The 10,066-nt window shown below is 72.2% G+C and carries 11 protein-coding genes; 7 read left to right on the top strand and 4 right to left on the bottom strand.

Annotated elements, in window-relative coordinates:
• Window positions 1-129 precede the first annotated feature (129 nt).
• The 4 genes from ACXR2U_RS18490 (at window position 130) to ACXR2U_RS18505 (ending at window position 3,933) form a co-directional block, all read left to right on the top strand.
• Window positions 130-1,590 carry a purine-cytosine permease family protein gene (locus tag ACXR2U_RS18490; RefSeq protein WP_458826547.1) on the top strand — a complete coding sequence of 487 codons (1,461 nt, stop codon included), beginning with the start codon at window positions 130-132 and terminating at the stop codon, window positions 1,588-1,590.
• The gene (locus tag ACXR2U_RS18495) at window positions 1,587-2,159 is read left to right on the top strand and encodes a DUF4396 domain-containing protein (RefSeq protein WP_458826548.1); all 573 of its coding nucleotides are present in this window, start codon (window positions 1,587-1,589) and stop codon (window positions 2,157-2,159) included. The genes ACXR2U_RS18490 and ACXR2U_RS18495 overlap by 4 nt, the downstream gene beginning before the upstream one ends.
• A 39-nt stretch (window positions 2,160-2,198) precedes the next feature.
• Entirely contained in the window at window positions 2,199-2,438 is a 240-nt protein-coding gene (locus ACXR2U_RS18500) for a hypothetical protein (protein WP_458826549.1), read from the top strand.
• Window positions 2,439-2,562: 124 nt separating this feature from the next.
• Window positions 2,563-3,933, top strand: a complete 1,371-nt coding sequence (locus ACXR2U_RS18505; RefSeq protein ID WP_458826550.1) for an SPFH domain-containing protein — start codon at window positions 2,563-2,565, stop codon at window positions 3,931-3,933.
• 13 nt (window positions 3,934-3,946) lie between these two features.
• Here ACXR2U_RS18505 and ACXR2U_RS18510 read toward each other — a convergent pair whose 3' ends face one another.
• Window positions 3,947-4,213 carry a GlsB/YeaQ/YmgE family stress response membrane protein gene (locus ACXR2U_RS18510; protein WP_458826551.1) on the bottom strand — a complete coding sequence of 89 codons (267 nt, stop codon included), beginning with the start codon at window positions 4,211-4,213 and terminating at the stop codon, window positions 3,947-3,949.
• Window positions 4,214-4,363: 150 nt separating this feature from the next.
• A complete protein-coding gene (locus ACXR2U_RS18515; RefSeq protein ID WP_458826552.1) occupies window positions 4,364-4,924 on the bottom strand; it encodes a TetR/AcrR family transcriptional regulator in 561 nt (186 codons plus the stop codon).
• Between the two features lie 88 nt (window positions 4,925-5,012).
• Here ACXR2U_RS18515 and ACXR2U_RS18520 point away from each other — a divergent pair, with 88 nt between their 5' ends.
• Window positions 5,013-5,915, top strand: coding sequence for an SDR family oxidoreductase (locus tag ACXR2U_RS18520; protein ID WP_458826553.1), 903 nt, complete (start codon window positions 5,013-5,015; stop codon window positions 5,913-5,915).
• An 84-nt stretch (window positions 5,916-5,999) separates the two neighbouring features.
• Here ACXR2U_RS18520 and sucD read toward each other — a convergent pair whose 3' ends face one another.
• On the bottom strand, window positions 6,000-6,884 hold the full coding sequence (sucD, locus tag ACXR2U_RS18525) for a succinate--CoA ligase subunit alpha (RefSeq protein ID WP_458826554.1): 885 nt from the start codon (window positions 6,882-6,884) through the stop codon (window positions 6,000-6,002).
• A 4-nt stretch (window positions 6,885-6,888) separates the two neighbouring features.
• The gene (sucC, locus tag ACXR2U_RS18530) at window positions 6,889-8,067 is read right to left on the bottom strand and encodes an ADP-forming succinate--CoA ligase subunit beta (RefSeq protein ID WP_458826555.1); all 1,179 of its coding nucleotides are present in this window, start codon (window positions 8,065-8,067) and stop codon (window positions 6,889-6,891) included.
• Window positions 8,068-8,311: 244 nt separating this feature from the next.
• On the opposite strand from sucC, the gene ACXR2U_RS18535 reads away from it, so the two are divergent.
• Both ACXR2U_RS18535 and ACXR2U_RS18540 read left to right on the top strand, forming a co-directional pair.
• Complete coding sequence (locus tag ACXR2U_RS18535; protein ID WP_458826556.1) at window positions 8,312-9,244, top strand: lipase family alpha/beta hydrolase; 933 nt, start codon at window positions 8,312-8,314, stop codon at window positions 9,242-9,244.
• A 282-nt stretch (window positions 9,245-9,526) separates the two neighbouring features.
• Window positions 9,527-10,066: hypothetical protein (locus ACXR2U_RS18540; protein WP_458826557.1), on the top strand; the 540-nt coding region annotated here is incomplete at its 3' end.

The raw sequence follows: 10,066 nt of genomic DNA on the forward strand, positions 1-10,066 counted from the left end.
TGCCTCGTTCCGGGCCAGGCGCGCCGAGCACCGGCGAGTGGGCACCTCACCCCGCGAATGGTCAGCAATTTCCGCCCACTCGGCGGGGAAGGTGACCACTCACCAGATCTCGGGGCCTAGCCTGCCCGCATGACCGAGACGGTCCCGGCCGCGGCGCCGGGCGGGGTGGAACGCAACGGCATCAACGTCATCGCGGACGACGAGCGCAAGGGGCGGCCCCGCGGGCTGTTCTGGCCGTGGTTCGGGGCGAACGTCAGCGTGCTGGGGCTGTCGTACGGCTCCTTCGCCCTGGGGTTCGGCATCTCCTTCTGGCAGGCCCTGGTCGCCGGCGTGGTCGGGATCGTCGTCTCGTTCCTGCTGTGCGGGTTCGTGGCGGTCGCGGGCAAGCGCGGGTCGGCGCCGACGATGGTGCTCTCGCGGGCGGCCTTCGGGGTGCGCGGGAACCGGTTGCCCGCCGGCGTCTCGTGGATCCTCACCGTCGGCTGGGAGACGGTGCTGACCATCCTCGCCACCCTGGCGACGGCCACGGTGTTCGACCGGCTGGGCTGGGGCGGCGGGACGGCGACGAAGGTCGTGGCGTTGCTGGTGGTGGCCGCCCTGGTCATCGGCGGTGGGGTCCTGGGGTTCGACGTCGTCATGCGGTTGCAGACCGTCATCACCGTGGTGACCGGCGTGCTGACCGTGGTGTTCGTGATCCTGTCGTTCGACCACGTCTCGTGGTCGGCGGTGTCGGCGGTGCCGTCCGGGTCCGCGCAGGACGTCATCGGGGCCACGGTGTTCTTCATGACCGGCTTCGGTCTCGGCTGGGTGAACGCCGCGGCGGACTACTCGCGCTACCTGCCGCGGTCGGCGTCCGGCCGCGGCGTGGTCGGCTGGACGACGTTCGGCGGCGCCATCGCCCCGGTCGTACTGCTGGTCTTCGGGTTGCTGCTCGCGGGCTCCTCGTCGGAGTTGTCGACGGCGATCGGCGGTGACCCGGTCGGCGCGCTCGCGAGCCTGCTGCCGACGTGGTTCCTCGTGCCGTTCGTGGTCGTCGCCGTGCTGGGCCTGATCGGCGGCGCGCTGCTCGACATCTACTCCTCGGGCCTCGCGCTGCTCGCCGCGGGCGTGCCGATCCCCCGCTTCGCCGCGGCGCTGGTCGACGGCGCGATCATGGTCGCCGGGACGATCTGGGTGGTCTTCGCCGCCGACAGTTTCATCGTGCAGTTCCAGGGGTTCCTCATCACGCTCGGAGTCCCCATCGCCGCGTGGTGCGGTGTCGAACTCGCCGACCTCGTCCTGCGCCGGCGCGACTACGACGACGTCGCGTTGTTCGACACCCGGGGGCGCTACGGCGACGTCCGGATCGGCGCGGTGGCGGTCATGGTGGTCGGCACCGTGCTGGGCTGGGGCCTGGTCACCAACACCGGCGCCTCGTGGCTCACCTGGCAGGGGTACCTGCTCGGGCCGTTCGGTCTCGGTGGGCGCGACGGGTCGTGGGCCTACGCCAACCTCGGCGTCCTGGTCGCGCTCGCGTTCGGCTTCCTGGTGACGCTGGTGCTCTCGCGCGACACCGTCCGGCGGCAGGAGGCGGGAGCGCAGCGTCCGTGACCCACACGGGATCCGCCGGGGTGAACTCGATGGCCGCCTCGGCCACGTTGCACTGTCTGACCGGGTGCGCCGTCGGCGAGATCGCCGGGCTGGTCATCGGCTCGGCCGCGGGGTTGTCCAACCTCGCCACCGTCGCGGTGTCGATCGGTCTCGCGTTCGTCCTCGGCTACACGTTGTCGTCGCTCCCGCTGCTGAAGGCGGGGCTCGCGGTCGGCGCGGTCGCGGGCGTCGTCCTCGCGTCCGACACGCTCTCGATCGCGACGATGGAGGTCGTCGACACCACGCTCGAGGCCGTCATCCCCGGGGCGTTGGCCGCAGGTCTCGGCGACTCCACGTTCTGGTGGTCGATGCTCCTGTCGCTGCTGGTCGCCTACGCCGCCGCGTTCCCGGTGAACCGGTGGCTGCTGCGACGCGGCCGCGGCCACGCGGTCACCCACGACGCCTACGCCCACGCGCCCGGCGAGGTCGGGCCGTGGCGCCGCCGGATCCCGTCACCGCCGCCGGCCGCGCTCGCCGGTGCGATCGCGGCGTTCGTGCTCGGGGCGTGGCTCGTGGCCGGGCTCGGCTGAGCGCGGCCCCACGCGGCCGCCGCGGCTACCCTCCGGGGTGTGAGCGGTTCCGACGAGTCGCCGATCGGTCTGGCGGGCCGACTGGTCACGCGCACACGGGGCGCCGACGGCCCGGGCGAGGTCGAGGTCCGCATCCGCGGAGGGACCGAGGTCTTCATCGCCCGCTCGGCCGAACCGCTCCCCCGCGGTCAGGCCGTCCTCGTGCTGCAGACGCTCGGTCCGCGCACCGTGATCGTGGCGCCGTGGGCCGACCCGGTGGAATCGCTGTTGCAACTCTGATCTGCCGCTGACATCACGGGATTCTCCCCGTGTCTCGTGGATCCCACCGCTGCACCGTTGATCTCACGGCCGTCGTAGTGTCCGGGCCGCGGGGCCAGGGAGGCGCCCGCGAGGAGGCACGGCCATGTTCGGTTACCGCGTTCCCGAACCCGACGAAGCGATGCTCGTCTCCGGCGGCAAGGGATCGGGTGGGGCTCCGTTCCGCGTGATCACCGGGCACGGCGCGTTCGTGCTCCCGGTGTTCCGCAAGGCCCGGTTCCTCTCGCTGTCCATGGCCGAGGCCGAGGTCACCGAGTTGTGCGTGTCGCGGCAGGGCATCTCCCTCAACGTCCGCGCGGTGATCGCGTTCAAGGTCGGCAACGACACCGAGAGCATCGTCAACGCCGGTCAGCGTTTCCTCTCGGACCAGTCGCAGATGGCGACGCTCGTCGGGCGCATCTTCTCCGGCCACCTGCGTTCGATCGTCGGGTCGATGACGGTCGAGGAGATCGTCACCGAACGCCAGCGCCTCGCCGAGGGGATCCTCGACGCGTCGAAGGACGAGATGGCGAAGATCGGCCTCATCGTCGACTCGTTCCAGATCCAGTCGATCGACGACATGAAGCTCGGCTACATCCAGGCCATGGCCGCACCGCACAACGCGGCGATCCAGCGGCAGGCGCAGATCGCGCAGGCCCAGGCCGATCAGGCGGCGGCCGAGGCCCAGCAGCAGTCGGCGCGGGCGCAGGCCCAGTACGTCCGCGAGACCACCATCGTGCAGGCGCAACTCGCGGCCGAGGTCTCGGCCGCGAAGGCCAAGGCCGACCAGGACGCCGCTGAGGCCGACCAGCAGGCGGCGCGCGCGAAGGCCGAGTACCAGCGACAGACCAACGTCGTGCAGGCTCAGTACGACTCCGAGGTCGCCATCGCCAAGGCCAAGGCCAACCAGTCCGCTGCTGAGGCCGAGCAGGAGTCCCAGCGGGCACAGGCGGAGTTCGCGCGCAAGACGTCGGTGGTGAAGGCGAAGGCACGCGCCGAGGTCGACCGCGCGGACTCCGAGGCGTCGCAGTCCGGACCGTTGGCCAAGGCCACCGCGCAGCGCGAGGTGCTGGCGGCCCAGACCGAGCTGGCGGTCCGCAACGCCGACCTGCGCCAGCAGGAACTGGTCGCGGAGGTCGTCAAGCCCGCCGAGGCCGAGGCCGAACGGGTGCGGATCCTCGCGCAGGCCGAGGCCGAGCGGACCCGCATCGTCGCCGAGGCGGCGGCTTCGAACAACCGGGTGTCGCTGGACCAACTCATGATCGAGCAGCTGCCGCAGATCGTCCGCGAGGCGGCGCAGGGCCTCTCACGGGCGAACGTCACCGTGCTGAACGGGTCGGAGGGCCTCGGCGAACTGGCGACCGGTCTGGTGGGTCAGGGACTCACGATCTTCGAGTCCCTGCGCCGGGGCCTCGGCACGTCGGAGTCGAACGGGTCGACCCCGACGACCGAGGAACGCCGGTCGATCGACTCCTGAGGAGTCGGCCGACTCAGCGGTTGACGGGCTTCTTGCGGCCGTTGGTGACGGCCTCGGCCACCCCGATGAGCAGCACGGCCGCGACGACGGCGAGGACGAAGCCGAGGACGTTCAGCTCGAAGATGCCGCCGGTGCCGAAGGCCTGGGCGATGAGGCCGCCGATGAGCGAGCCGACGAGCCCGAGGCCGAGGGTCGCGAGGACGCTGAGGTTCTGCTTGCCCGGCTTGATGAGGCGGGCGAGCGCGCCGATGACGAGGCCGGCGACGAGGAATCCGATCATGGTGGACGTGCTCCTTGCTGGTGACGTGACGGGCGCGCGAACTGCGCGCCACTGTTGCGATGCCCGTTCCGCCTCGGCGTTCACCGCGTCAACCTCTGGGTATCGCAGGAGACACACCGCCGTGAGGTTCCCGGCGCTCGCGGTGTCGCGTCAGGCGGTGATGGCCCGCAACTGCTGGAACAGCTCGGTCATGACCTCGAGCAGGGGGCGGTCCTCGGCGGCGAACGCCCACCGCGCGAACCCCTGCCGGAACACGACGATGCCGGTGTCCGCGGTGAGGCTCGCCTCCGGCTCGGGGACCCCGCGGTCGCGGAGCCCCGCGGCCAGGGCCGCTCCGATGGCGTCGAGCTTGACCAGTTCGCGCTCACGCAGGTCGTCGTGGGCGGCGATGACCTCCTGCCGCCGGCGCGAGTACTCGCGGTGGTCGCCCAGCATCCGGGCCGAGACCGCGAGCGCCGCGGCGACGGCCTCGAGGGGCGCGGTGCCCGGCGGCGCGGTGGCCAGGGCCTCGAGCATCCGCTCCTGGAGTTCGGCCGAGCCGGCGAACAGCACCTCGCGCTTGTCGGCGAAGTGCCGGAAGAAGGTCCGCGCGGTGACCCCGGCGCGGGCGGCGATGTCGGCGACGGTGGTCTGGTCGTAGCCGCGCTCGACGTAGAGCTCCATCGCGGCGGCGCGCAGCCGGCCGGCCGCGTCCGGCTCCCACCTCCCCATGACCGTCACGGTACCGATGACATGTTGTGACATCAGGTGCTAGCGTCGGTGATGTCACCTGATGACATCACCTCGAAGGAGAACCACCATGCGCGTCCTCGTCACCGGCGCCTCCGGCTGGATCGGCTCGGCCGTCGTCCCTGAACTGCTCACCGCGGGCCACGAGGTCGTCGGCCTCGCCCGCAACGACGCCGCCGCCGCGCGGATCGAGGCACTGGGCGTCGGGGTCGTCCACGGCACGCTCGACGACCCGGCGAGCCTCGCTGCCGCCGCCAAGGAGGCGGACGGGATCGTCCACCTCGCCTACCACCACGACTTCTCCGAGATGGACCGCGCGGCCGAACTCGACCGGGCCGCCATCACCGCGATGGGCGAGGTGCTGGCGAGCTCCGGCGGCCCGCTGCTCATCGCCTCGGGCACCGTCGGTCTGGCCTCGGACCGGCCGGGCACCGAGGACGACCGGCCCGACCCCGCGAGCATGGCCCGGGTGGCCAACGCCGGACTCGCCCTCGACCTCGCGGACGCCGGCGTGCGGTCGGTCGTCGTGCGCTTCGCTCCCACCGTGCACGGCCCGGGCGACTACGGGTTCGTCGCGGTGCTGGCGAAGCTCGCCCGCGAGAAGGGCGTGGCCGCCTACGTCGACGAGGGCACGAACCGCTGGTCGGCTGTCCACCGTCTCGACGCGGGCAAGCTGGTCGCCCTCGCGGTGGACGACGCCCCGGCCGGTTCCGTGGTCCACGCCGTCGCCGAGGAGGGCGTGCCGGCCCGCGAGATCGCGGAGGCGCTGGGTCGCTCGCTCGGCGTCCCCGCACGGTCGGTTCCCCGCGCCGAGATGGCCGACCACTTCGGCTGGATCGGCGGGTTCTTCGCGCTCGACATGCCGACGTCGTCCGCGAAGACCCGGCAATTGTTGCACTGGGAGCCGGTCAACCCCGGGCTGATCGCCGACATCGACTCCGGCTCGTACCCCGGCACCGACGCGCACCACTGACCGCTCACCAGAAGTCGATCATGACGTTCCTGTCGCTGGACAGGGCCTTCCAGCGACAGGAACGTCGTGATCAACAGGGGTGGGTCAGGCGGAGAGGACCTCGCGCAGCAGGCGGGCGGTCTCGGACGGCGTCTTGCCGACCTTGACCCCCGCAGCCTCGAGGGCCTCCTTCTTGGCCTGGGCGGTGCCGGCCGAGCCGGACACGATGGCGCCGGCGTGACCCATGGTCTTGCCCTCCGGCGCGGTGAAGCCTGCGACGTAGCCGACGACCGGCTTGGAGACGTTGTCCTTGATGAACGCGGCCGCGCGCTCCTCGGCGTCGCCGCCGATCTCACCGATCATGACGATCGCCTGGGTCTCGGGGTCGGCCTCGAACGCCTCGAGGGCGTCGATGTGCGTGGTCCCGATGATCGGGTCGCCGCCGATGCCGATCGCGGTCGAGAAACCGAGGTCTCGCAACTCGAACATCATCTGGTAGGTCAGCGTGCCGGACTTGCTGACCAGCCCGACCGGGCCGGGGCCGGTGATGTTCGCGGGGATGATGCCGGCGTTGGACTTCCCGGGGCTGATCAGGCCGGGACAGTTCGGGCCGATGATCCGGGTGCTGTTGCCCTTGCTCGAGGCGTAGGCCCAGACGAGCGCGGTGTCGTGCACCGGGACGCCCTCGGTGATGAGGACGAGCAGGCCGATGCCGGCGTCGATCGCCTCGACGGCGGCGTCCTTGGTGAACGGCGGCGGGACGAAGCCCACCGACACGTCGGAGCCGGTCTCGGCCATGGCCTCGGCCACCGAGCCGAACACCGGCAAGACCGTGCCGTCGACGTCGACCTTGGTGCCGGCCTTGCGGGCGTTGACGCCGCCGACGACGGTCGAGCCGGACGCCAGCATGCGCCGCGTGTGCTTCATGCCCTCGGAGCCGGTCATGCCCTGCACGATGATGCGGGAGTTCTCGTTCAAGAAGATGGACATGACGTCACTTCCCAGCGTTGGCGAGTTCGGCGGCCTTGTCGGCTGCGGCGTCCATGGTGTCGACCTGCGTGACGAGCGGGTGCGCGAACTCGTCGAGGATGCGGCGGCCCTCGTCGACGTTGTTCCCGTCGAGGCGCACCACGAGGGGCTTGGTGGCGGCGTCGCCGAGGGTCTGCAGCGCACCGACGATGCCGTTGGCCACGGCGTCGCAGGCGGTGATGCCGCCGAAGACGTTGACGAACACCGAGCGGACCTCCGGGTCGCCCAGGATGATGTCGAGGCCGTTGGCCATGACCTCGGCCGACGCCCCACCGCCGATGTCGAGGAAGTTCGCGGGCTTGACGCCGCCGTGGGCTTCGCCGGCGTAGGCGACGACGTCGAGGGTCGACATGACCAGACCCGCGCCGTTGCCGATGATCCCGACCGAGCCCTCGAGCTTGACGTAGTTCAGGCCCTTGTCCTTGGCCTTCTGCTCCAGCGGGTCGGCCGACGCGACGTCGACCAGGTCGGCGTTGGTCGGGTGCCGGAAGTCGGCGTTGTCGTCGAGGGTGACCTTGCCGTCGAGCGCCTTCACCGTCGATCCGGCGTCGCCGCCGACCTTGGCCAGCGGGTTCACCTCGACCAACGTGGCGTCGGCGCCGACGAAGGTCTTCCAGAGCTCGACGAGGATGTCGCTGACCTGCCCGGCGACGGTCTCGGGGAACTTCGCCGCGGCGACGATCTCGTCGGCCTTGGCCTTGTCGACGCCGGTCAGCGGGTCGACCGCGACGCGCGCGAGGGCGTCAGGGCGCTCGACCGCGAGCTGCTCGATCTCCATGCCGCCCTCGTAGGAGGCCATGGCGAGGAACATCCGGTTCGACCGGTCGAGCAGGAAGGAGACGTAGTACTCCTCCTCGATCTGGGCGCCCGGGTCGACGAGGACCTGGTGGACCGTGTGGCCCTTGATGTCCATCCCGAGGATCGCCTCGGCGGCGTCCTTCGCGTCGGCCGGCGTCTTCGCGACCTTGACGCCGCCCGCCTTGCCGCGCCCGCCGACCTTCACCTGCGCCTTGACGACCGTGACGCCGCCGAGCATGCTCGCGGCCTCCTCGGCGCCCGCGGCGGAGTCGGTGACGGTGCCCAGCGCGACCGGGACGTCGTACTCGGCGAACAGTTGTTTGGCCTGGTACTCGAACAGATCCACGACCGGAGACCTTAGAACGTCCGTGCGGTCGACCGGGGCGGTGCGTGAGGCATCGCACCGCACCACGGGATGCCCGGTCGGACACGATCCGGACTCCGCGGCGACACGTCCCGGTTACCTGTGTCACAGTGTCCGCACGGCGCCCGGACTCCACACCGGAGGCGTGGGCCGTCACACACATGGGTAGGAACCCCCGGTACCACCACCGGTGGCCACCGACACCGACGTCGAGAGGGGTGCGCCCGTGAGCCTCGTCCCGCCCCTGCGCGTCCCGCTGCAACCCCTGCGCGTGCCGCTGCAACCCCTGCGCATGCCGCGCCGACTCCACCCCGGCGTCCTCGCCGGCGGCCTGCTCGACGTCTCGGTGTCCTCCGCCCGGACGGGCCTGCGCGCGGGCCAGGAGATCGCCTCGCTCGCGGCCCACCTCGCCCTCTACCCCGGCGGGGTGCTCGCGGAGTCGGCGGCACTGGTCGACGACCGCACCCGCCTGGACCCGCTGTCCCCGGTCGTGCGCGGTCTGCTGCTGGGCGACGTCGCCGCGGCCGGCACCCCGGTCGTCCTCGTCCACGGCATCGTCGACAACCGCGCGGCCTTCACCGTGATCCGGCGGACCCTGCAACGGCGCGGGTACGGACGCGTGTCGACGCTGAACTACTCGCCCCTGACCGCCGACGTCGCGGCCGCCGCCGAACGGCTCGGCCGCCACATCGAGCGGATCTGCGACCAGACCGGCTACGAGCGCGTCAACGTCATCGGGCACAGCCTCGGCGGCATCATCGCCCGCTACTACGTCCAGCGTCGCGGCGGCGACCGCCGGGTCGGCACCCTGGTCACGCTCGGCTCGCCGCACCAGGGCACGACCCTCGCCCGGCTGCTGCCGCTGCCGGTGGCGCGGCAGCTGCGCCCCGGCGCCCAGGTCATCCGCGAGCTGGCGGCCCCCACCCGAGCCCGGTGCCGGGTGGTGTCCGTGCACAGCGACCGCGACGAGATCGTGGTGCCGACGTCGTCCGGACGTCTGGAGCATCCGGACCTGGACGTGACGAACGTCGCGGTGCACGGTGTCGGCCACCTGGCGTTGCTCGTCGACCCGGCGGCCGTCGCCGCCTGCGTCGACGCCCTCACCCCGCCGCAGGCCCCGTCCCGCGGGACACGGGCGGCCGCGGGCGCCGTCGGCTGACGTCCCCGCGGGCCCCCGTCCCCCCGCCGCTCCCGAGGGGTCGTGGTGCCGGCGTGAGGCGGGTCGGTCCTTGCATGGCGACGACGGCTTCTATTACGGTCTGGTCTCGGCGCTCGTCCCGGTCACACCTCGGACAGCGCCGGTTCGACCGGTTCCTCCCGCTCCCGGCGGGCCCCCGACCGGTCGGCACGCCCAGCCAGTCGACTGCCCGGCGATCCCCGCCGCGCGGCGCGCCACCGCGCGCCCGGACGGGGTCCCTGGCCTGCACGGACGAGGAGTTTCGTGGGACGTCACGCCCTGCTCGAGGCACCCGACGTACCCACGGTGACTCCGGCTCCGGCTGCTGCGACCTGCAGTTCCGAGGTCCGCACCGTCGCCGAGATCATCGCCGCGTTCCGGCGCGAACAGGGCCTCGCGACCCTGCCTGCTCGATCTACCCAGCCGGACACCGACGATCACACCGAGATCGCGGTCGACCCCGTGGTGATCGGCCCGTGGAGCACGACGGACGTGCACGACGCCTCGGGGACGACCGACGCCACCGACGAGGACGGGTCGGACGACGACCTGACCGGCCCGAGCGGGCCGGAGTCCGCCGGGAGCGCGACCGTCCGCGACCGGCGCGACGCCGCCTGGCAGGCGGCCCTGCGCCCCACCGGCTCCCGCCCGGCGAAGGGTCGCAGGCGTTCCGCCTCCGGCAGCACGGCCTCGGCCGTCATCGCCTCGCTCACCGCCGAACTCGCGGCGTCCCACCCGGGGCTGCTCGAGGGCACGCCGCACTCGCGCCGCGCGGAGCCCGCCGCGCGCCGGGTCGCGCCCGCC

Source organism: Jatrophihabitans sp. YIM 134969 (genome assembly GCF_054456675.1).

Excerpts from the sequence above, each read along its gene's own strand:
- ACXR2U_RS18515 (WP_458826552.1), bottom strand. The coding sequence starts at position 4,924 with ATGGGGAGGTGGGAGCCGGACGCGGCCGGCCGGCTGCGCGCCGCCGCG.
- ACXR2U_RS18510 (WP_458826551.1), bottom strand. The coding sequence starts at position 4,213 with ATGATCGGATTCCTCGTCGCCGGCCTCGTCATCGGCGCGCTCGCCCGC.
- ACXR2U_RS18505 (WP_458826550.1), top strand. The coding sequence starts at position 2,563 with ATGTTCGGTTACCGCGTTCCCGAACCCGACGAAGCGATGCTCGTCTCC.
- ACXR2U_RS18490 (WP_458826547.1), top strand. The coding sequence starts at position 130 with ATGACCGAGACGGTCCCGGCCGCGGCGCCGGGCGGGGTGGAACGCAAC.
- sucD (WP_458826554.1), bottom strand. The coding sequence starts at position 6,884 with ATGTCCATCTTCTTGAACGAGAACTCCCGCATCATCGTGCAGGGCATG.
- ACXR2U_RS18520 (WP_458826553.1), top strand. The coding sequence starts at position 5,013 with ATGCGCGTCCTCGTCACCGGCGCCTCCGGCTGGATCGGCTCGGCCGTC.